The 21045-nt window shown below is 69.5% G+C and carries 20 protein-coding genes and 5 pseudogenes; 14 read left to right on the top strand and 11 right to left on the bottom strand.

Features of this window, described 5'->3' with window-relative positions; translation table 11 throughout:
* Positions 1-10: 10 nt before the first annotated feature.
* Positions 11-785: pseudogene (locus tag LXX_RS09315) on the bottom strand (SDR family oxidoreductase).
* A gap of 119 nt (positions 786-904) precedes the next feature.
* Here LXX_RS09315 and LXX_RS09310 point away from each other — a divergent pair.
* From LXX_RS09310 to LXX_RS09280, 7 genes and pseudogenes are all read left to right on the top strand, one after another.
* Positions 905-2227, top strand: coding sequence for a bifunctional o-acetylhomoserine/o-acetylserine sulfhydrylase (locus LXX_RS09310; RefSeq protein ID WP_011186610.1), 1323 nt, complete (start codon positions 905-907; stop codon positions 2225-2227).
* A 35-nt stretch (positions 2228-2262) separates the two neighbouring features.
* Positions 2263-2649 (top strand): nucleotidyltransferase family protein, encoded by a 387-nt coding sequence (locus LXX_RS09305; protein WP_050737899.1) that lies wholly within the window; start codon positions 2263-2265, stop codon positions 2647-2649.
* A 30-nt stretch (positions 2650-2679) separates the two neighbouring features.
* A complete protein-coding gene (locus LXX_RS09300; RefSeq protein WP_011186608.1) occupies positions 2680-3672 on the top strand; it encodes a PqqD family protein in 993 nt (330 codons plus the stop codon).
* 171 nt (positions 3673-3843) lie between these two features.
* Positions 3844-4371: a phosphoribosyltransferase gene (locus LXX_RS09295; RefSeq protein WP_011186607.1), complete on the top strand. Its 528-nt coding sequence runs from the start codon at positions 3844-3846 to the stop codon at positions 4369-4371.
* A 5-nt stretch (positions 4372-4376) separates the two neighbouring features.
* On the top strand, positions 4377-5069 hold the full coding sequence (locus tag LXX_RS09290; RefSeq protein ID WP_011186606.1) for a uracil-DNA glycosylase: 693 nt from the start codon (positions 4377-4379) through the stop codon (positions 5067-5069).
* Positions 5070-5104: 35 nt separating this feature from the next.
* On the top strand, positions 5105-5683 hold the full coding sequence (locus tag LXX_RS09285; protein ID WP_011186605.1) for a GNAT family N-acetyltransferase: 579 nt from the start codon (positions 5105-5107) through the stop codon (positions 5681-5683).
* A gap of 124 nt (positions 5684-5807) precedes the next feature.
* A pseudogene (locus LXX_RS09280) lies at positions 5808-7234 on the top strand (amidase).
* Positions 7235-7253: 19 nt separating this feature from the next.
* Here the strand turns inward: LXX_RS09280 and LXX_RS15750 are convergent.
* A pseudogene (locus tag LXX_RS15750) lies at positions 7254-7617 on the bottom strand (DUF1844 domain-containing protein).
* A 211-nt stretch (positions 7618-7828) separates the two neighbouring features.
* On the opposite strand from LXX_RS15750, the gene infC reads away from it, so the two are divergent.
* The 3 genes from infC to rplT are packed head-to-tail and all read left to right on the top strand — an operon-like array spanning position 7829 to position 9163.
* Positions 7829-8545, top strand: coding sequence for a translation initiation factor IF-3 (gene infC / locus LXX_RS09270; RefSeq protein WP_370558477.1), 717 nt, complete (start codon positions 7829-7831; stop codon positions 8543-8545).
* Positions 8545-8739, top strand: a complete 195-nt coding sequence (gene rpmI / locus LXX_RS09265; protein ID WP_011186603.1) for a 50S ribosomal protein L35 — start codon at positions 8545-8547, stop codon at positions 8737-8739. The genes infC and rpmI overlap by 1 nt, the downstream gene beginning before the upstream one ends.
* 31 nt (positions 8740-8770) lie before the next feature.
* The gene (gene rplT, locus LXX_RS09260; RefSeq protein ID WP_011186602.1) at positions 8771-9163 is read left to right on the top strand and encodes a 50S ribosomal protein L20; all 393 of its coding nucleotides are present in this window, start codon (positions 8771-8773) and stop codon (positions 9161-9163) included.
* 413 nt (positions 9164-9576) lie between these two features.
* Here the strand turns inward: rplT and LXX_RS09255 are convergent, their stop codons facing one another.
* The 6 genes and pseudogenes from LXX_RS09255 to LXX_RS12770 form a co-directional block, all read right to left on the bottom strand.
* Positions 9577-10278 carry a hypothetical protein gene (locus LXX_RS09255; RefSeq protein WP_011186601.1) on the bottom strand — a complete coding sequence of 234 codons (702 nt, stop codon included), beginning with the start codon at positions 10276-10278 and terminating at the stop codon, positions 9577-9579.
* On the bottom strand, positions 10275-10670 hold the full coding sequence (locus LXX_RS16275) for an ATP-binding cassette domain-containing protein (RefSeq protein WP_218060869.1): 396 nt from the start codon (positions 10668-10670) through the stop codon (positions 10275-10277). The genes LXX_RS09255 and LXX_RS16275 overlap by 4 nt, the downstream gene beginning before the upstream one ends.
* 125 nt (positions 10671-10795) lie before the next feature.
* Positions 10796-10903, bottom strand: a pseudogene (locus LXX_RS16865) (hypothetical protein); the annotation flags it as partial.
* Positions 10900-11928, bottom strand: a complete 1029-nt coding sequence (locus LXX_RS09245; RefSeq protein ID WP_041767685.1) for a peptidoglycan-binding domain-containing protein — start codon at positions 11926-11928, stop codon at positions 10900-10902. The gene LXX_RS09245 and the pseudogene LXX_RS16865, both read right to left, overlap by 4 nt.
* Before the next feature lie 22 nt (positions 11929-11950).
* The gene (locus tag LXX_RS09240; RefSeq protein WP_011186598.1) at positions 11951-12229 is read right to left on the bottom strand and encodes a hypothetical protein; all 279 of its coding nucleotides are present in this window, start codon (positions 12227-12229) and stop codon (positions 11951-11953) included.
* Positions 12230-12337: 108 nt separating this feature from the next.
* The gene (locus tag LXX_RS12770) at positions 12338-12982 is read right to left on the bottom strand and encodes a hypothetical protein (protein WP_068981799.1); all 645 of its coding nucleotides are present in this window, start codon (positions 12980-12982) and stop codon (positions 12338-12340) included.
* A gap of 139 nt (positions 12983-13121) precedes the next feature.
* On the opposite strand from LXX_RS12770, the gene LXX_RS09230 reads away from it, so the two are divergent.
* Genes LXX_RS09230 through LXX_RS09220 form a run of 4 tightly spaced genes read left to right on the top strand, consistent with a single transcriptional unit; the run spans position 13122 to position 16301 of the window.
* The gene (locus LXX_RS09230) at positions 13122-13784 is read left to right on the top strand and encodes a response regulator transcription factor (protein ID WP_011186596.1); all 663 of its coding nucleotides are present in this window, start codon (positions 13122-13124) and stop codon (positions 13782-13784) included.
* A complete protein-coding gene (locus tag LXX_RS12765) occupies positions 13781-14872 on the top strand; it encodes a sensor histidine kinase (protein WP_050737898.1) in 1092 nt (363 codons plus the stop codon). Before LXX_RS09230 ends, LXX_RS12765 begins: the two co-directional genes overlap by 4 nt.
* Positions 14873-14886: 14 nt before the next feature.
* The gene (locus LXX_RS16860; protein ID WP_223227607.1) at positions 14887-15342 is read left to right on the top strand and encodes a transposase; all 456 of its coding nucleotides are present in this window, start codon (positions 14887-14889) and stop codon (positions 15340-15342) included.
* Complete coding sequence (locus tag LXX_RS09220; protein ID WP_223227743.1) at positions 15282-16301, top strand: IS30 family transposase; 1020 nt, start codon at positions 15282-15284, stop codon at positions 16299-16301. Before LXX_RS16860 ends, LXX_RS09220 begins: the two co-directional genes overlap by 61 nt.
* On the opposite strand, the gene LXX_RS09215 is transcribed toward LXX_RS09220, so the two are convergent.
* The 3 genes and pseudogenes from LXX_RS09215 to LXX_RS09210 all read right to left on the bottom strand — a co-directional run bounded on the left by LXX_RS09215 (position 16298) and on the right by LXX_RS09210 (position 20176).
* Positions 16298-16912: a hypothetical protein gene (locus LXX_RS09215; protein WP_011186594.1), complete on the bottom strand. Its 615-nt coding sequence runs from the start codon at positions 16910-16912 to the stop codon at positions 16298-16300. The genes LXX_RS09220 and LXX_RS09215 overlap by 4 nt on opposite strands.
* 9 nt (positions 16913-16921) lie before the next feature.
* A pseudogene (locus LXX_RS16855) lies at positions 16922-17062 on the bottom strand (RHS repeat-associated core domain-containing protein); the annotation flags it as partial.
* A 90-nt stretch (positions 17063-17152) separates the two neighbouring features.
* Positions 17153-20176, bottom strand: a complete 3024-nt coding sequence (locus tag LXX_RS09210) for a DUF6531 domain-containing protein (RefSeq protein WP_176714731.1) — start codon at positions 20174-20176, stop codon at positions 17153-17155.
* Positions 20177-21045: the final 869 nt, after the last annotated feature.

The raw sequence follows: 21045 nt of genomic DNA, 5'->3' as shown, positions 1-21045 counted from the left end.
GCGGCGCTGGTCAGCCTCTCACCCGCAGCTCGCCCTTGTGGAGCCGGTGGGGCGCGGCCTGCGCCACCGGTTTGATCACGATGAGGTCCAGGTCCACAATGCTTTGGCAGGGTGAGGGCATGCACGATGGCCTCCGCCACATCCTCGGCGGTGAGCGGCTCCGGCACATCCTCGTAGACGGCGTCGCGCTTCTCCCGGTCGCCGCCGAAGCTGACGAGGGAGAACTCCTCGGTCGCCACCATCCCGGGAGCGACCTCGATCACGCGGATGGGCTCGCCGTTCAGCTCCAGCCGCAGCACCTCGGTCAGCGCGCGCTCGGCGAACTTCGCGGCGTTGTAGCCGCCGCCGCTCGCGTAGGCGGTGTGGCCGGCGATGGACGTCACGTTCAGGATGCCGGCGTGGCCGGTCTCGTGCGCACCTTGCCGCATCAGCGGAAGCAGGGTGGAGATCACGCGCTTGGTTCCGATCACATTGATGTCGAACATCCAGATCCAGTCCTCGACGCTGGAGGACTCCACCGAGTCGAGCCCGCGCGCGCCGCCGGCGTTGTTGACGAGAGCGTGGACGCCCCCGGTCGCCGCGAGGAGGTCGCGGAGGGCGTCGACGTCCTCTTGCCGGGTGAGATCGGCGGCGAACGTCTCGGCGCCGGTCTCCGCCGCGAGCGCCGCCAGCCGGTCGGAGCGCCGTGCGACGCCCACCACCTCCCAGCCCCGCTCCCGGAACAGGTGGACCGTCGCCGCCCCGATCCCCGAACTCGCCCCTGTCACGATCACACGTTTGCCCATACGGCCCATTGTCCCGGTTACGGCGTGTTTCGCCTGCGTTGCCCGCGCGCCACCGTGAGCCTAACGTGCTGTCATCACCCGATGCTGTCACCACGACGCCCACCGAGAAGCGAGACGCCATGACCGAAGCCGCCGACTGGCAGTTCGAGACGAAGCAGATCCACAGCGGAGCCGCACCGGACCCGGTGACCAATGCGCGTGCGACGCCGATCTACCAGACCACCTCCTACGTCTTCGACAACGCGGAGCACGCGAAGAACCTGTTCGCGCTCGCCGAGTTCGGCAACATCTACACCCGCATCCAGAACCCGACGCAGGCCGTCGTGGAGGAGCGCGTCACCGCGCTCGAAGGCGGCACCGGTGCGCTGCTGGTCGCCTCCGGACAGACGGCCGAGACCTTCGCGGTGCTGAACATTGCGCAGGCCGGCGACCACATCGTCTCCTCGTCGTCCATCTACGGCGGCACCTACAATCTCTTCAAGTACACGTTCGCGAAGCTCGGCATCGAGACCACGTTCGTGGAGAACCAGGACGACGCGGAGGAGTGGCGCCGGGCGGTCCGCCCGAACACCAAGCTGTTCTTCGCGGAGACCATCGGCAACCCGAAGATCAACATCCTGGACATCGAGCTTGTGGCGCAGGCTGCGCACGAGGACGGTGTGCCGCTGATCGTGGACAACACCATCGCGACCCCGTACCTGATCCGTCCGTTCGAGTACGGCGCCGACATAGTCGTACACTCCGCCACCAAGTTCCTCGGTGGCCACGGCACCGTGATCGGCGGAATCGTCGTGGACGGCGGCGCGTTCGCGTGGTCCGAAAACGTCGAGACGTTCCCGGGGCTGACCGAGCCGGACCCGTCGTACCACGGCGCGAGCTATACCGCAGCGGTCGGCGACGGTCTCGCCTACATCGTCAAGGCTCGTGTCCAGCTGCTGCGCGATCTCGGCGCGGCGATCGCTCCGGCGAGCGCCTGGCAGCTCATCCAGGGCATCGAGACGCTCTCTCTCCGCGTCGAGCGTCACACGCAGAACGCACAGGAGATCGCCGAGTTCCTGGAGAGCCACCCGGACGTCGCCTCGGTCAACTACTCCGGTCTGCCCACGAGCCCGTGGTACCCCGCCGCCAACAAATACGCCCCCAAGGGCGTGGGAGCGGTGCTCTCCTTCGAGCTCGCAGGCGGGGTGGACGCCGGCGCCGCCCTGGTGGACAGCCTCCAGCTGTTCAGCCACCTCGCGAACATCGGCGACGTCCGCAGCCTCGTCATCCACCCGGCGTCGACCACGCACTCGCAGCTCACGCCCGAGCAGCAGTTGACGGCGGGGGTCACACCCGGTCTGGTGCGCCTGTCGGTCGGGCTGGAGAACATCGACGATCTGAAGGCGGACCTCTCCGCGGGCCTTGCCGCAGCGCGGTCGGTCGTGGAGGCGGCACGCGCATAGGCGCTTCCCAAGGCAGTCATATATCATAATGTGCAATGACTCCCGACCCGGACCCTCCCCTCGGCGTGCCTCTGAGTGCGGCCGTTCCCCTCGCCCATGCGCTCGTGCGCGAGGTGGCCGAGCGCAACGGCATCCGCATCCTGTTCGTCAAAGGTCCGGTGCTCGCGGCGCAGGGGCTGCGAGCACCGCGCGTGTCGGTGGATGTGGATGTCTGGGCCGACCCGGCCCGGTTCGACGACCTCATCGCGGCGCTGCGTGAGTTCGGCTGGACGCGCCGCGCGGAGTCGCGCAGCTGGCAGCTGTTCATCACGCACTCGGTGACGCTGGTGCGGTCGGGCTGGCCGTGCGACATCGATGTCCACGACCGGTTCCCGGGTGCTTTCGCCGACCCGCAGCTCGTGTTCGAGACCCTGTGGACGTAGCGGACCGAAGCTGTGCTGGAGGTCGGCGCTGTGCCGGTCCCGAACCGTGCGTTCCACGCCGCGATCGCACTGCTGCACGCGCACCGGGAGGCCGACGGCGTCCGTCGGGCTGGGCACCTCGACCCGCTCGTCGCGATCCTCCGGCGATGGAATGCCGCCGAACGGGCGGAACTCGGGGCGGCCGTCGAGCGGATCGGTGCCGCGGAGGTGCTCGCGGAGACCTGCGCCGAACTCGGTGTCGCGGTGCGGGCCCCGGATCGGCCGAGCGGTGAGATGCTCGTCTGGCGGCTCCGGCGCAGCGACACCCACCACGCGGTCGACTGGATGCTGGAGGTGCTGACCGCACCACGTCGTGAGCGCATCGCCGTGCTGCGGAACGCCCTCTTCCCGCCCCGCGAGGACGTCATGGCCGATCATCCCGAGCAGTCGGCGTCCTTCGCCGATCGGCTGCGGCTGCGGCGAGGGGGGCGTGCGATGCGCTCGATTCCGAAGATGCTGCAAGCCATCCGGGTCGCGCGCTCGGAGAGCGTGCGACGGGCGATCGCGGAGAGCAAGACGCCTCGCCTCGCGGAGCCGGAGCCCGCTCTGACCGCCACCGAAGCGCCTGCTGCTCCCGTCCCCGCTGTGGAGGCGGCCGTTGCGGAGGCAGCCGTTGCGGATGCCGACGCCCCGCCCGCGATCGCGCGCTCTGGCCGGATCGCGGCTGTCGCCGATGAGTCCGGCGACTATCTCCTCGCGCTCGATCGGCTGGGGGAGCCTCCGATGGTGCTGGCCGGGTCGGCCTCCCTCATTTGGCGTGTGCTCGACGCGGTCAGCTGGACGCCGGAAGGGCTCGTCCTCGCTGTGGCGAGCGCTGCCGGGATGGAGCCCGATCTCATCCGCGGGGATGTCGCCGGCTTCCTGGCGACGCTGCGACGGCACGGCCTGGTCGAGGAGGCTGCCGCTGCCTCCGCGAACGCCGGCCGCAACGCGAAGAACAGCAGCCCAGCCGCGGCGAGTGCGCCGCACCTGCCAGCCGTTTAGCCGGAGGACAGGCCGGTTGCGGACGCGGCGCCCGTGCCCGCTCGCCGGCCAGGGCGTAGCCGCTCCGGTCGTGGCGGCCCCGGCATCCGCCCGCTGTCTCGTTCGGCCTCGTGTCCCGTTCGGTATCCTCCGCGGGTGCTAACATCCGCCGTGCCCTTGTACGGTAGTGCTGTGACCAGCGAACTCGATGATTCACATGCATGCGCTCTCACGGAGTCAGCGGAGACGGAGCGCGAAGTCCTCGGCTGGCTCGAGTTCGGGGAAGCCTCGCGCCATCTCGCGGGCGAGGTGCTCGAATCCGGATTCGAGCCGGATCTCGTCGTCGCCATCGCGCGCGGCGGGCTGATGCTCGCCGGGGCTGTCTCCTACGCGCTCGGCGTCAAAGCCTGCGGCCTGCTCAACGTCGAGTTCTACACGGGTTTCGACGAGCGCCTGCCCGAGCCCGTCCTGCTCCCGCCGGTGTTCGACGCCGCCGCCCTCGACGCGAAGCGCGTGCTGCTCGTGGATGATGTCGCCGACTCCGGCCGCACGCTGGCGATGGTGATCGACCTGATCGCCGCCTCGGGCGCGGAGATTCGCACCGCCTGCCTGTACGCGAAGTCGCAGACCGTGATCGTCCCCGATTTCCTCTGGCGTCGCACCGACCGCTGGATCGTCTTCCCCTGGTCGGCGCTGCCGCCCGTGACGGCCACCTACTGAGCGTCATGCCGAAATCTCTCGCCGAACTCGCCGCAGATGGGTCGATGGACCCGGGCTGGGCTGAGGCTCTCGCCCCCGTCGCCGATCGCATCGCCGCAATGGGCGATTTCCTCCGCGCGGAGGTCGCGGCCGGCCGGCCGTACCTGCCCGCCGGCGCCAACGTCCTGCGCGCCTTCCGCGCGCCGTTCGCCGATGTGCGGGTCCTCATCGTCGGCCAGGACCCGTACCCCACCCCCGGGCACCCCATCGGTCTCTCGTTCGCTGTCGAGCGGCAGGTGTACCCGCTGCCGCGGAGCCTTCAGAACATCTACCAGGAGCTGCGCGACGACCTCGGCCTCGCACCGCCCCCGCACGGCGACCTCAGTGCGTGGTCGGGCAACGGGGTCATGCTGCTCAACCGGGTCCTCACCGTCCGGCCGGGGGCGCCGGCCTCGCACCGCGGCAAGGGGTGGGAGCCGATCACCGAGCATGCCATCCGCTCCCTCGTCGCCCGGGGGCGGCCGTTCGTCAGCATCCTGTGGGGGCGGGACGCCTCGACGCTGAAGCCGCTCCTCGGCGGCAACCCGGCGATCGAGTCGCCCCACCCGAGTCCGCTCTCGGCGTCGCGCGGGTTCTTCGGGTCGAAGCCGTTCTCCCGTGCGAACGCGCTGCTGGAGCGGGTGGGGGAGAGACCGGTCGACTGGGCGCTGTCGCCGTAACGCGAGCGAAACGCTCCCGACGTACCCTGGATACCGTGCTGGAAGAGGAATACGAGACGCGCCGGGCGCTTCCGCGGCATCTGCGTAAGCGGGAGCTGCCGGAGGCGTCGTTCGAGTACGCGATTCGCGAGGCGCGGGCCGAGGACCTCCCGCATGTCCGCGAGATCTACAACCACTACGTCGCCAACAGCACGGTCACATTCGATGAGGATGCGATGACGCTGCCGGAATGGAAAAGCAAATTCGGCTACCTGCACAAGCTCGGGATGCCGTTCATCGTCGCCGAGTCGCCGTCCGGTCAGGTGCTGGGGTACGCGCTCGTCTCCCCGTGGAAGCAGAAGCGGGCTTACCGCTACACCGTGGAGAACTCGATCTACCTGGGTGCGGCCTCCACCGGCAAAGGTCTCGGCCCGGCGCTCCTGCAGGAGCTCATCGATCGCTCGAAAGCGGCGGGTCTTAAGGAGATGATCGCCGTCATCGCCGACAAGGGAGCCGAAGCGTCGATCACAATGCACGAGAACTTCGGTTTCACCGAGATCGGCCGCATGGGCCGCGTCGGTTACAAGTTCGAGCGCTGGCTCGGGACGGTGCTTATGCAGAGGTCGCTGAAATAGCCTCCGACGCCGTCTCGTCGGAAAGCGCTGTCGGAAAGGGAGGAGATTCGCGATCGGCCCATCGGTCAGGGGCTTCGCCAATCGGTCCGGACCGGCTTCGTCGTGAGCGGGATAGCCTGGCCGGATGACCGACCTCCACGAGTTGACCGCGCTCGCCCTCTGGCAGGAGCTGCAGAGCGAGCGCATCTCGCCCCGCGAACTCGTCGCCCACTACCTCGACCGCATCGACCGGCTGAACCCGGAGCTCGGCGCGTTCGTCGCGGTCACCCGCGAGCAGGCGCTCGCCCGCGCCGACGAGGTGGCCGAACGCGTCCCGCGCAGCGCGCCGCTGTGGGGTCTGCCCTCCGGCGACAAGGACCTGTGGATGCGCGCGGGCGTCCGCGCCGGCTTCGGCTCGCGGATCATGTCCGGGTTCGTCCCGGAGACCTCCGACGAGATCGTGGAGACGCTCGACGCGGCCGGCTCCGTCAGCCTCGGCAAGACGAACGCACCCGAGTTCGGCCTTCCTGCCTACACCGAGTCGCTCGTCGCGCCGCCCGCGCGCCCCCACTGGAACCCCGCGCTCGGCGCTGGCGGTTCCAGTGGGGGCGCGGCAGCGGCTGTCGCGAGCGGGATGCTGCCCTTCGCTCCCGGCTCGGACGGCGGCGGGTCGGTCCGCATCCCGGCCGCCGCCTGCGGTCTCGTAGGGCTGAAGCCGACGCGCGGGCTCGTTCCCGCCGGCAGCGGCATCGCTTCGCTCGCCGGCCTTGTGGTCGACGGCCCGCTGGCACGGACGGCGGCGGACGCCGCGCTGCTGCTCGACGGGATGATCGCGAGGGTCGGCGGCCGCATCGACCACCACTACACGCTGCGCGCGCCCGGCGACGGAGACGGGGCCTTCCTCGCGGCGGCGGTCCGCGGCGAGGGCCGCTTTCAGCTCGGCGTCATGACGACCTCCGTGTGGGACGACGCCTATGAGATCGCCCTCGCTCCGGAGGCCCGGGCGGCGCTCGAGCTGGCCGTCGCCAAACTCGCCGCTCTCGGTCACGGAATGGAGGAGACGGCTCTGACGCCGGACCCGAGCTACGCGCCCGCGTTCCGCACGATCTGGCAGGCGGGCGGCGCGCATCCCGGCGGAGGGGGAGGCGCTGGCCCTCCTGGAGCCGCTCACGGCGTGGCTGGTCGAGCGCGGCCGGGCGATCGGCGCGCGCGAGCTGAGCGAGGCGCTCAGCGCGCTCACCGCGTACGAGCGCTCGTTCATCCGGCAGCTCGCGTCGTTCGACGCCGTGCTCACACCGGCTCTCGCGATGACGCCCCGCCCCGTCGTCTGGTACGACCGTGAGGACGGCGAGCGCAACTTTGAGCAGCAGGTCCAGTACACGCCGTTCACCTCGATGCTGAATGTCACGGGGCTGCCCGGCATCGTGGTGCCGGTGGCGCAGACCGAGGACGGACTTCCGATGGGGGTCCAGCTGATCGGCCGCCCCGGCGCGCGAGCGGACGCTGCTGTCGCTCGCCGCGCAGCTGGAGCGGCGGTTGCGCTGGGACCTGCGCCGGCCGCCGGTCTGGTGACGTGCCGCCCCGGCGCGTGTCAGCTGACGGGGCCGGTGTGCTTCTCGCCCGGGCCCTTGCCGATCTCGTCCGGGAACGGCGAGGCTTCGCGGAAGGCCAGCTGGAGGGAGCGCAGGCCGTCGCGCAGGCTGCGGGCGTGCTGGGTCCCCTAGGTGGGCCGCGCTCGCGGTCACGAGTCCCGCGAGGGCGTCGATGAGCTTGCGGGCTTCGTCCAGGTCGGTCTGATCCCCGGGGGCTTCGGCGAGTCCGCACTTGACGGCGGCCGCGCTCATCAGATGCACCGCGGTCGTGGTGATCACCTCGACGGCGGGTACCTCTGCGATGTCGCGGGTGGCCCCCGCGACGGCCTCGTCCTCATGGTGGTGGGGGGATGTTTCGCTCACTGATTTCCTCTGTTAGAATCGTTCGGGCTCCCGGGCATCTGTCCGGGTGTGAAAGTGGAGGTTCCTCCCACCCGCGCTTGACCGCTTCATTAAGGTTACCGGGTCGTTGCACTCCGCCGCCGTGTACACACGAGGGCAGACAGGGTGCTGTGCCAGGACTGCGAGGAAATCGCAGGACCGTGCTGGTGCGTGGAATCCTCGCTTTCGCCGGATCGTCGCCGATGGTCCGAGCCATGCGAAGCATCGCTCGACTCAGAGGAGACACACCATCAGCGAACCCCGTACGAATGACCGTATCCGCGTCCCCGAAGTACGACTCGTTGGCCCCAGCGGAGAGCAGGTCGGCGTCGTCAAGATCGAGGTCGCCATCCGACTCGCGCAGGAGGCGGATCTCGACCTCGTCGAGGTCGCGCCGAACTCCAAGCCGCCGGTCGCCAAGATCATGGACTACGGCAAGTTCAAGTACGAGGCTGCGCAGAAGGCCAAGGAGGCCCGGCGCAACCAGGCGAACACCATCCTCAAAGAGGTCCGGTTCCGCCTCAAGATCGACAAGCACGACTACGAGACCAAGCGCAAGCGCGCCGAAGGCTTCCTCCAGGCCGGCGACAAGGTGAAGGCCATGATCCTCTTCCGGGGCCGTGAGCAGTCGCGTCCGGAGCAGGGCGTCCGCCTCCTCCAGCGCTTCGCGGAGGATGTCGCCGAACTCGGCACCGTCGAGTCGAACCCGACCATCGACGGCCGCAACATGGTGATGATCATCAGCCCGCTGAAGAACAAGTCCGAGGCCAAGGCCGAGGCAAACGCACAACGTGCCGCATCCAAGGCGCGCGCCCAGGGGCGCGCCCAGGACGCGGTTGCTGAGCCGGCCGCCGCCGCTCAGTCCGAGACGGATTCCCCGCAGCGCGAGGATGACCCTGAGGAGAAATAATGCCCAAGCAGAAGACCCACTCCGGCGCCAAGAAGCGCTTCAAGATCACCGGCAGCGGCAAAGTCATGAAGCAGCAGGCCGGTATGCGCCACAACCTGGAGGTCAAGGGGAGCGACCGCAAGCGCCGCCTGAACGCCGACCAGGTGGTCCCCGAGGTGGACGCCAAGTTCGTCCGCCGGATGCTCGGCAAGTGACCCCCGACACGCACGTAAGGAATATCGACTAATGGCAAGAGTGAAGAGGGCTGTCAACGCCCACAAGAAGCGTCGGGTCATCCTCGAGCGCGCCGAGGGCTACCGCGGTCAGCGGTCGCGCCTCTACCGCAAGGCCAAGGAGCAGGTCACCCACTCGCTGGTCTACGCGTACCGCGACCGCCGCCAGAAGAAGGGCGACTTCCGCCGTCTCTGGATCCAGCGCATCAACGCCGCCAGCCGCGCCAACGGCCTCACCTACAACCGCTTCATCCAGGGCCTCGGCCTGGCCGGTGTCGAGGTGGACCGCCGCATCCTCGCTGAGCTGGCCGTGAACGAGCCCGCGACCTTCACGGCCCTCGTCGAGACCGCCAAGAAGGCCCTGCCCGCCGACACCTCTGCCCCCAAGGCGGATGCTGCGGCGTAAAGCCGCCCACACGGAAACGGTCCGGCCGGCCTAGCGCCGGCCGGACCGTTTCGCGCTCTGCGATGGGACGCCCCCTCATCTGTCCTTGAAGTACCTGAAGAGGTGCCGCTCGCGGCTGCGAGCACGCCCGGAAGCGCCGCGGCGGCTGCGAGCAGGGCGGTCAGCGTCCCGGTGGCGACACTCACCGATGCGACGCCGAGGAGCTGGGCGGCGGCGAGACCGCTGGCCTCGGCGGCGGCGGCCGTGCTCCAGATGATGGTCTCGGCGCTGAGAACCGCGAAAACACTCGACCGTGTGGCCCCGGCGTGCAGAGCAGCCGCGATCTCCAGGCGTCGAAGCCTCACTCCGACGGCCCCGACGGCCGCCGCTGCCAGCGCGGCGAGAGCCGGGGCCAGCCGGGTCACGCGCTCTTCCTACTCTGAGGCGACATCGAGCGTCGAGCCCAGCGACTTGTTGACCTGCCCTAGGATGACCGGTGTCTTCGAGTCGGGGGCGGCGAAGGCCGTCGCGCGCAGAAGTCCGTCGCTGTCGGTGGTCGCGGGCCAGACGAGGGCCCAGCATTCGTCCATGGCTCCGACCGGGACGGGGACCAGCACAGCGCGGCCGAGTCGCTTGTCCCGGCCGTCTTCCGGCCACTCGAAGATCGAGGTGATTCGGATGACCCCTTCCGTCGTCGGGAGGGCGTCGCCGGCGGAGACCCCCAGCGTCTCGGCCAGGGAGCGGGAGACGAAGGCGCCGCTGCCGCCCTCCGGGGGCAGCTCGAGGACACGGGCGAACCCCGGTGAGACGGCGAACCGCGGAAAGCTCGTTCCTGGAAGCGCCGCAAGGCGCAGAGGCTGCTCTTCGCGCAGCGCCCCCGCGGTCGGCACGCCCTGGGCCCGGTCGAGGGCGTCGCAACTGGGGATGTCGATCTGCTGGCGGCTGACGACGGTGCGGATCGCGGCGCCCGAGGCGAGGTAGGTCTCCGCCCGGCGGGTCAAGGAGTCCACCGTCACGGCGTCCGCGATGGTCGCTCCGGCGGCGAGGATCGCGACGGCAGCGGCCAGAAGGACGGCGCGGCTCGTGCCGCTCCGGAGGTTCCGGAGCGCTTCGCTGAGGATCGCGGACGGCCTCATGCGGCGCTCCGCTCAGAGGGCGCGTAGTCGATCAGGTCGAACACGCGGGTGCAGGCAGCGCGCGTGTCCGGGTCGTGGGTCGCGACGACCACGATGGAGCCGCTGCTGGCGACCTGGCCGAGCGTGGCGCTGACTTCGTGGGCTGTGTGCGTGTCGAGTTGCGCGGTCGGCTCGTCGACCAGGAGCAGGCCGGGCGCCGCGCTGACCGCCCTGGCGAGCATCAGACGCTGCGCTTCGCCCCCGGAGAGCGCTCGAAACGGCCGGTGTGCGACGGATTCGAGACCGAACAGTGCGAGGGTGCGCAGCCCTTCCGCCTCCGCTTGGCGGCGCGAGAGACCGCGGGTGAGCAGAGGGAACACCGCGTGGTCGAGGGCGGTGCGCCGGGGGGACACCGTGCGGATTCTGGAAGACCCATCCCACGCGGTCGACGCCGATCTGCTCGATCGTTCCTTTCGCCGGAGTCTCCCAGCCGGCGAGCAGAGAGAAGGGTGGATTTGCCGAATCCCGAGGGGCCGCACAGCCCGATCACCTCTCCCGAAGAAAGATCGAAGGACAGGTCCTGGAACAGGTCGGGAGTCCCGTCGAAGCGATGCCTCAGCCCGGTCGCCCGCACGCGTGCCGTCATCGGCAGGCCTTCGCTGCGACTCCCGTGCCGATGCGGACCGTCGTCGGCGCCGGGGCTTCGGCGGGAAGCGTGACGAGTGTCGCCCCCAGCGCTGCCCCGACCACCTCGACCGCCTGCACACCGGACGGCGACTGGATGCAGCCCCGGGAGCCGTCGACGCCGAAGACCGCCGCGGCGGGCACCTTGACGGTGCTGAGGGGCTCATCGAGGGCGGTCGCCCCGGTCGCTTGGCGATTGTCCTCCGTCGCTGCGAGCATGACCCGATAGTCGGTGGTCGCGCTGAGCCGGGCGAGGAAATCGGGATCGGTGGATCGGAGGCTGTCGTCCAGAGGCCCCTTCTGCCCCCACAGGGTCAGCGTCCGGCTCCCCGGCGTGAGCGCGGTGGGGCGCGGCGTGAGCGTCACCGCGGTCAGAGCGCCGGGCAGCGTTCCGAGCGTTTCGCCCGCTTGCGCGCTCGCACCCCACACAGCGCTCCACGCGCCGACGCTCACGCTCGGTGCGGGCAGCCAGAGGATGTCGGTGCGGGAGAGCGAACGGTCGGGCGCGGGGAAGCCCGCCTTCTTTTCGAGCGTCTGGAGCCCTCGCCCGGTGGCCGCGTCGAACCGCCCGGTGACGGTGAGGTCGTGTCCCAGCCGGGCGAGTTCGCGTTGCAGGGCGGACACATCCTCGCCGCGGTCGCTGGCGGTGAGGTCGCGGTAGAGCGGGACATCGGTGTGAAGCGCGAGGACCGGCGCGCCGTCGAGGGCCAGAGGCGTCGTTCCCGAAGCGATCGTCGCGCCGGGGCCGGCATCCGCGCGTGTCACGATCCCCGACCGGGGGTCGGGCAGCGGCCGGTCGGCGGTCACCGTCAGCGACGCTGTGACCGTCCGTTCGTCGCGGAACTCCTGGGCCGTCGCGGGAGCGCTCCGCGCCGGAGCCGCGGCACGCAGCACCGGGTCGCGCTGCTCAGGTGTCTCGGCGGCCGCGGTGATCGCGGCCGCCGAGAGGGTGACGGCCACACCGAGGATGAGGAGGGACCCTCCCACGGCGTGACGGCTCCCTTTCCGCTCAGCGTTCGTCGTCGGGAGCGGTGTAGGCGGGTACGCGCTCGGCGCAGATCCGCTCGGCCTGGGCTCGGGCGTCGCCGGGGGAGTCGTCCGAACTCACGGAGGCTCCGCCGTACGCCTCGCCGATGCCGTACGCCACCCGGCCGTCCTGGTCGACGATGGCGTCGATGCCCTCGTCGTTCAGGCAGCTGACGTATTCGGCGGTCGCCGCGGGGACGCTGCCCCGCTTCGGCGCACCGGGGTCTTCGGCGGGTGCGGGAGCGGAGCAGCCGGCGAGCACGGCGACGATCAGCGTCGCGATGCCCAGGGCGGCGGCCCGGGGGGAGGGTGGATCGTGTCATGGCCGGTTGTCTCCTGGTGGCGTGGGCAGTGGTTCTGGTCCGTCCGCTCACGGGGTGTCTCCCGTCGCGACCGAGTAGCCCGCCGAGTACAGGCAGTTGTTGACATCGGCCTGCTCGACGAAGAACGGAGCCGAGGCGAATCCGCCCTCGGCGTCGCGATCGAAGTCCTCGGGCGTGTAGCCGGCATCGACAGCGTCGAGGTCCCGGAAACACTGGATCGCCACGGCGCGCGGGTCGGCCAGGAGGTCGGGATTGGCCTGCTGCTGAAGGTAGAGACTCTCGATGCGTATCACTGTGCCGTCAGCGCAGCCGGCTGTCTTCTCCAGATAGGCTTTGGCCTTCTCGTTCGAGCCGAGGGCCGGTGGCGTCACCCGGTACAGCCCGTTCGGGAGTTTGTTCCAGGTCTCCTTGTAGCCGAGATCGGCGACGCAGGAGGAGTACCGCTGGAAGGCCTCGTCGTAGTCCTCTTCGGAGATCTTCCCTGCTGCGACGGCTCGCTTCAGCACCGAGCGTTCGAAGTCCGAAAGCCCCTCTTTGCCCAGTTCCTGTGTGAAGAGTTCGGTGAGGCTGCCGGCCAGGCGCTCGTCGGCTTTCCCCTGCGCCGCCGGTGTGGGAGCCGAGCACGCGGCGAGGCTGAGCGCAACGATCAGCGCGGGGAGGAGCCGGAGAGGTCTCCGGGGTGTCGATGTCATGCGGTCGCCTTCCTTCGTCATCGCCGGGTGGCTCAGCCAGTCAAACGAACCGGCCGTTATGGTCGCGTGATGCGACCGCTAACGTCTGGCTAACATGTGGAATGGAGAATGAGTTCCGGGTGAAGGGAGACGGGGCATGGTGCGTGTGCTCGTCGTCGAAGACGAGCCGGATCTTGCGGAAACGCTGCGCGAGGCTCTGACCGTGGACGGTTTCGTCGTCGATGTCGCCGGCGATGGGCGGCAGGCGCTGGACTTTCTCGAGACCCAGCCTTTCGACCTCGTCGTCCTTGATCGCGATCTGCCGGAGGTGTCCGGCGACGAGGTGTGCCGGCTGCTGGTCGAGCGCGGGTCGATCGTCCGCATCCTGATGCTGACCGCATCCGTCGATCTGGCCGATCGCGTGCGCGGTCTCGAGCTGGGGGCGGACGACTACCTCGTGAAGCCGTTCGCCTACGCCGAACTCGTCGCGCGCCTGAGAGCCCTCGCCCGCCGGAGCGGCCGGGCCGCCGGGTCCGTGGTGGTTGTGGGCGCCCTCAGAGTGGATGTGACCCGCCGCATCGCCGACGTCGAAGGGTTCCCCGTCGCCCTGATGCCCAAAGAGTTCTCTGTGTTGGAGGCGCTGGCGCTCCATGACGGGGCGGGGCTGACCGCGGAGCGTTTGCTGGCGATGGCGTGGGCAGAGCCCTATGAGCGCACGGTCGGAGCGGTTCGCGTCGTCGTGCATTCTCTGCGTCGCAAACTCGGACCGGCGTTGCGCATCGAGAGCGCGCCGGGGTACGGCTACCGGCTGGAGCGGCCGTGATCGGAGGCTTCCGGGTGCGGCTCGCCGCTGCGATCGCCCTCGCCTTCACCGCGCTGGGAGCGGCTTTCGTGGCCGCGGAGTACGCGATCCTCTCGCGCGTCTTCGATTCGAGCGTGGCGCTGGCGACGACGGGGGAGATCGAGGCCTTCGGCGCGATCGGCGATGTCCCCGGGTGCGCGGGCGAGGTCGATGACGGCGTCGTCTGCTCCGGCGACGGAGCGGGGCGGCTGCTCTCCGAGACCATCGGGTCCGGTTTCCTCGCCTGGTCGCTGCTGATTCTGGCGGGGTTCGTCCTCGTCTCTGCCGTCGCAGCGTGGCTCATCGCGCGCGGAACCGCCCGCCGCCTCGGCGAGATGGCCGAAGCCGTCGGCGCGGTGTCGGAGCGCGATCTCTCCCGCCGTCTCCGGCTCCGCGGACCGCGTGACGAGGTGCGGGCGCTCGCCGACCGCATCGACTCGACTCTGGAGCGGCTGGATGCGGCGTTCGCTCGGCAGGAGCGGTTCCTCGGGAACGCCTCGTACGAGCTGCGGACGCCGCTTGCCACGGGTCGTGCGGCTCTGGAGGCGCCGCTGACGCAGGGGCGCCTCGCTCCGGAGGTCGAGCCGTCCGTGCGGCGGGCCATCCGGTCCTATCTGCGCATGGAGGAGGCGGTGGAGGGTTTGCTGCTGGTGGCGCGGGTGGGGGAGCTGGGCGACGCCGATGTCGAGGCGGTGCCCATCGCGGAGGTTCTCGCGCGCACGGCAGGAGACATCGAGGGCGAGGCGCGCGAGCGGGGAGTGCGTGTGCGAGAGGGGGTCCGGCCGGGCCTCGCGGTCTGCGGCTCCGCGCCGGCGGTGGATGTGGCCGTGCGCAACATCCTGCTCAACGCCGTCCGGCACAACATCGACGGCGGATTCGTTCGCATCGATGTCGAGCGAGCGGCTGCCGGCTCTGCGGTCGCCATCCGCGTCGAGAACTCGGGGGCCCGCTATGAGGCGGAGGAGGCGCTCAGGCTGCTGGAGCCCTTCAACCGCGGCGTAGCGTCGCGGAAGGGCGGGGCGAAAGGGATCTTGGGTTCTAGCGGTTGTTGCAACATCTGGAGTTTCTAGGAGTTGCAAGGACCGTGTCCCGTTTAAGGCGCAGTGCGGGGAAGAGGAAGTACACCCAGGCGGAGCGTGAAGCCTTCTTCGTCATTTTCAAGGAGTCCAGGAGTACGACGATCGCGGCGAGGGAGCTAGGGTTCAACCCCGCGACGTGCGCGCAATGGGTTCGCAAGGCGGGCCTGGCTAGTCACGGCTACACCGGCGGCGGCATGAGCGCGCACCCATGCAAGGACGAGTACCTGGAGCTGCGGAGCAGCGGGCTCTCGCGCCGCGAAGCGGTGGGACGAGTCGGAATCAGCCCGAACACGGGATACCTCTGGGACAGTCGAACGGGCGACGCATTTATCCAGATGGTCGCGTGGTCGATTACAAAGACAGGGTGCCTGTCGTTGTTGATCCTGTTCAGCGGGCGTCGATGCGTTCGCTCGAAGCCGCACTCCACCCACGATTCCTCTCCCTGCAGGAGCGTGAGCTGATCCGGGACCTGACCAGGGCCGGCCTTTCGTTGTGTCGGGTCGCGGCCAAGCTTGGTCGCTCGGTGTCGACGATCAGTCGAGAGATTCGCCGGAATCAGCTTCCTGGAGAGGGCGGCTACCATCCATACGTGGCGCATCGGAAAGCGGCCAGCCGCCGACCGCGACCGAAAGCCACGAGGCTGGTCCGCAATCCGCAGCTGCGCAGTTACGTTCAACGGAAGCTGACGCTACGTTGGTCGCCGGAGCAGATCAGCCGGTCGCTGATCCGCGAGTTCCCCGGCGATGCGGAGATGCGCGTGGCGCACGAGACGATCTATCAAGCCTTCTACGTGCAGGGCCGTGGACAACTCCGCCGCGAGCTCACGATGGTGCTGCGGACCGGCCGGGCCAAGCGGAAACCGCATCGTTCTGGCGCCGCTCGCAGACATCGTTTCGCGGATCCGATGGTAATGATCTCCGACCGTCCCGCCGAAATCGAGGACCGCGCCGTTCCCGGACATTGGGAAGGCGACCTCATCATCGGCGGACACCGCAACAGCGCCATCGGCACCCTCGTGGAACGCTCCACCCGGTTCGTGATGCTGATCCATCTCCCCATCGATCGCACCGCAGAATCCGTCCGGGACGGACTGATCAGCGCCGTCAAGACACTCCCACGCGAACTCCGTCGCTCGATCACCTGGGACCAGGGCTCGGAAATGGCAGCTCACAAGTCGTTCACGATAGCCACCGACATCCCGGTCTACTTCTGCGACCCCGCGAGTCCCTGGCAACGCGGCAGCAACGAGAACACCAACGGACTCCTTCGCCAATACTTCCCCAAGGGAAAGGGAACAGACCTCGCCCGATTCACCGCAACCGACCTGACGAACGTCGCCCACGAGCTCAACACCCGCCCACGCAAAACGCTCGGCTGGGAAACCCCAGCCGAACGCCTCGCTAAACTACTCGCCAGCTAATCGTCGTGTTGCAACAACCACTGAATCCGCCCACCCGCCATGTCGCGCCCCATGATCATGGTGTCTGCTGTCGGGTTGTGAGTGACTGCTCCCATGAGTTTCTGGCTCACGACCTGCCCCGTTGTGCCACCTGCACCGCCGAGCAGAGCCCCCGACGCAATTCCGGTTCCAGCCGCGTTGAGACCGCCCAGGACGGTGTGAGGACCGGGACCGGTGTAATAACTGTAGGTGTTCATGACGCCACCGCTGACCCCACCAGAACTCGCCCCGGCCGTGACGGCCGCCTTCATACCCGTCAGACCGGCACGCGCAGCGATACCAGCGCCACCGAACCCACCGAGAAGCCCGCTGATGGCGACTTCGCCCCAGTTCACGGTTCCGGTGGTGGCTTTTTGGATGATCGTGTTCGCGCCTGCTCCGATGAGCATCATTCCGGCGGTGCCGCCGATACCGGTGGCCATGAGGACGCCGCCAGCGATGACCATGGCTCCGCCGGCGACGTATTCCCAGTTCTCGTTCCACCAGTGGCCGGCCGCTGCGGCTGCTTGGGTGAGGGGGCCTTGGAGGCTGTTGGCGTATCCGCCGAGTTCGGCGTCGGTGATCGGGGCCAACCCTAACGGGTCGGTGGCGTGGAGGGGATCGTTCCCGGCGTAGGAGTATGGGTTGCTCTCCCAGGCGGCGCCCGTGGGTGGGGTGAGTGGGTCGATCGAGAGGAACCCGCGGGTGGCGGGGTCGTAGGCGCGGGCGCCTAACCATTCCAGACCAGCGACGGTGAGCTCGCCGGTGGCGGTGAGAGAGATCCGGCGGGGAGCGTCGAGGAGCCGGGGAGACCGGCCAGCGCCGCCCAGGGGTCATCGTCGCTGGCGGTGTGTGTCCCGCCAGTCCGGGGTGATCCAGGTCCCGTCCAGGCCGGTGAGCCCACCCGGGGCGTGGAGCACGCTCGTTTCGCCGAAGGTGGTGAGGGCGGGGATGGGGGAGGCGGTGTCCCACACCGACGCTGTCCCGTCGACCTCGGCCAGCTCGCCCAGAGCGTTGACCCAGAGCCGGGTTTTCCGGGTGGTGTCGCTGGTGTGTTCGGTGATGCCGGTGAGGTGGCCGGTGTCGCCCCACTGGTAGTGGGTGCTGCGGTCGCCGGTGGTGGTGCGGGTGCCGGTGGTGGTGTGGGTGCGGCGGCCAGCGCCGTCGTAGGCGAACGTGGTGCGCTGCGGGCCAGCGGTGGAGGTCAGCAGTTGCCCGGCGGCGTCGTACTCGTGGGTGCGGGTGGAGTGGTCGCGGGTCTCCGCGATCAGACGGCCAGCTGTGTCGTAGGTCCAGGTGGCCCGGGTGGTGGCCCCGGGGGAGCTGGTGGTCGCGGCGGTGAGCTGGCAGGCGTCGTTGTAGCGGTAGTCGGTGCGGGTGTCGGGGCGGTGGATGCCGGTGATCCGGTCGTCCTCGTCCCGGGCGATGGTCGTGGTGTGGGCGCTGTCGGGGGTGATACGGGTGTGCCGGATGGGGTGGCCGGCCCGGTACTCCCAGGTTTGGAGGAGGTCACCGGCCTGTGCGCGGAGCATCCGCCCGTCGGCGTCGTACTCGTACTGGACGCTGCCGAACCCGGTGCGGGCGATCTCGATCACCCGGCCGGTCGTGTCGTGCCGGTAGTCGGTGCGGTCGCCGCCCGGGGCGAGCATCCCGGTGCGGTGGCCGTCGGGGTCGTACTCCCACCGGGTCCTCTGGCCACCGGTCGTGCGTTCGACCAGGCGGTCGTGGCGGTTGTAGCGGAGGGTGTGGGTGACCGGGTCGCCGCCGGGGTGGGTGTGGTCGGTGATCGTCGCGGTGCGGGAGCGGGGGTCCCGGTCGATGCGGGAGACGAGGCGGCCTGCGACGCGGAGGGCGCAGACGAGTCCGGCCGCATCGTGCTCCCACTCGGTGGTGACCCCGTCTGGGTCGGTTTGGGAGACTTGGCGGCCGGCCGCGTCGTATTCGGCTGCGGTGGTGCGGCCGAGGGGGTCGGTGCTGGTGGCGACTTTGTCGAGCGGGGTGTACGTGCGGGTGGTGACACCGCCGGCGGGGTCGGTGACCCGGACCATCCGGCCGCGGGTGTCGTACTCGTAGCGGGTGAGCCCGCCGAGACCGGTGGTGGTGGCGGTGAGCTGACCGGCTTCGTCGTAGGCGAAGCGGCGGATGCCGTACCGGGTGATCCGGCCCGCGGGGGTGGTGACCTGGATGACGCGGCCAGCGCGGTCGCGGAGGATGCGGGTGAGGCCGCCCTCGGCGTCCAGCACCTCGACGGGACGGCCGCAGGGGTCGTAGCCGATCAGCTCGGCGGAGCCATCGGACTGCTCGACGCGGGTGTTCTCGGTGCGCACCCCGGTCGGGTCGACCGTCACGGCCAGCTGGCCGGTGGCGTTGTAGTCGCGACGCCAGTCCGCCGGCCGGGTCGGTGATCGCTCGCAGCCGGGCGAGCGCGTCATGGGCGTACCCCAGGCGTCCCCATCCGGCAGGGTCACCGCCGAGACGTTGCCGAGGTCGTCGAACTGCTTGGTCACGGCCCGGCCGAGCGGGTCGATCGTGGTGACCAACTCGCCATGAGGGCCGTACTCGTAGCGGGTGGTCGCTCCCAGAGGGTCCGTCACCCGGGTGAGCACCCCTTCCTCCCAGCTCAGCTCGGTGACAACGCCGCCAGGGTCGGTGACCCGGCACGGGTTGCGATCCCCCTCACTCGCGTAGGCGTACTCGACAGTGCCGCCGGACGCGGTGACGACGGTGGTCACCCGGTCATGCTCGTCGTACCCGTAGACGACATCCGCGCCCTCGGCGGTGACAGTGCGCGTCCTGCGCCCGCGGTCGTCGACGGCATGCACGGTGGTCTGCCCGTCCCGCTCGGTCACCGGGACCAGGTTGCCGTGCCGGTCGTACGCCATCGACTGCCGGTTCCCATCGGCGTCGATGACGCCCACCACCCGGCCTTTGGCGTCGGAGACCCAGGTGTTCGCCCTCGTCCCGTCGTCGTCGGAGACCGAGGTCACCCGGCCCCGCAGATACGCGAACCGCACCGTGCGGCCGAACGCGGTGACCTGCTGAATCACCCGCCCCGTGTCGTCGTAAGCGTTCTCGCACTCCACCACCCCGGCGGCGGAGACCACCCGGTCGACCAGACCCTGGCTGTTCCACCGATACGACCGCGTCCCCACCGCGTCCTGGACGCCGACCAGACGCCGTTCGTCGTCGTACAGGTACTCGAGCCGGCGACCATCGGATGCCGACACCGACGCCACCCGGTCGCCGGCGTACTCCACCGTCAGCGACCGGCCCCACTCATGGACCAGGCCCGAAACCCGCCCGGACTCCTCCCGGAGGACTCTCACCGTTGTGCCCGGCCCGTTCCCTGACCCCAGCCACACACCGGCCAGGCTGAACGCCCACCACCCCCCAGCGTTGTTCCGCACGACCAGCGCCGCCCCAGCCGCCTCCCGCCGCAGCGGAAGCGTGCCGGCAGGCTCCTCGGCGAGCCAGAAGTTCTCCCCGGTCCCGCGATCCCAGCCCGCACCCTGCCGCGGGAAGCACACCTGGCGGCCGTCCGCCATCACGAACCCTGCGCCCTCCTCGTCCAGCGTCAGCCGGACATCGAACACGGAAGACCAGCCGACACCGAACACACCCACCCGAGCATCGAGCGAGTTGTACATCCGCGTACACGCCAGGGACGCCGCACCCCCGGAGAACGGCAGATCCGTCTCCGGCTCCAGGAAATTCCCCGTCGCCGTGTTCACCGGATCGTCCGCGAAACCATTCGTCGGCGGGGTCCCCAGCGCCGAGAACGGGCCGATCGTGAAATCGTCCCGAAAGATGTCGAGCCCCACCGACGCCAGCGCCGCACCGATCGACGTATCCGACACCGTGACCACCCCGCCACCAGTGCCCACCGCCTCGAAAACCCCCCGCGACCTGACCCGCCCACTGCGCATCCCGCTCATTAGCGTCCAGCCACGCACGCACCGCCGCCACCAGCGACTGAGCGTTCAGCGTCCCCCACCGCCCATTGCAGCCCGCCTCATACTCCGCCAACGCCGACGAGAACGACGACACCCACCCCCTCGCCTGTGCGTCCAACGACTGCGTGCCCGATTGAAACGAGCGCAGATCCCCCGGAACCGCCGCCGACACACTCGACGCCCTCCGACCGCCCGGGTCCCCTCGGCCCGCGATCGTCACCGGCTCAGCCGCAGCCGACGGTTCCGGCTCCGGAGCCGGCGGCTGCGGGTCGTCCTTCTCCACCCACCCCAACGCCGTCCCGACCTCATACCGGGCCCCGACGAACCAATTCTCCTCACGCCGCCTGTCCTCCGCCCGCGCCGCCTGCCGCAACTGGTCGACGAAACCAGAAAGACTCCGCAACGCGCCCGCCAGCGCGATAGCACCGTCCCGGCCCACCCGCGCATTCTCGGCGAACGCCTGCGCATAGAACCCCCGGAACTCCCGGCCCGCCGTCGACACCAGAGAAGCACGCGACCCCGCCTGCCCCTCCACCCCCGACTCCAAAACCCCACACGCCAACCTCAACGCATCAGCCGACGAATACGAATACCCCGTCGGATCATTCCCACCGATCCTCGCCATGACAGCTCCGTTCTCCTCCCTCTCGAAACCCCCAGGACAGACGGCCACAAAACCGTGGCAAACCCGAAACTCAGGCAGGCGTCAGCAAAACACATCATAAACATCAAAAACATATATTGAATACTTGATGCTCGCTGAGAGAAGCACT

The organism is Leifsonia xyli subsp. xyli str. CTCB07, assembly GCF_000007665.1.
GTDB classification, from domain to species: Bacteria; Actinomycetota; Actinomycetes; order Actinomycetales; family Microbacteriaceae; genus Leifsonia; species Leifsonia xyli_C.
The sequence above is the reverse complement of the archived record's forward strand: the minus strand, read 5'-3'. Positions and strand labels throughout refer to the sequence as shown.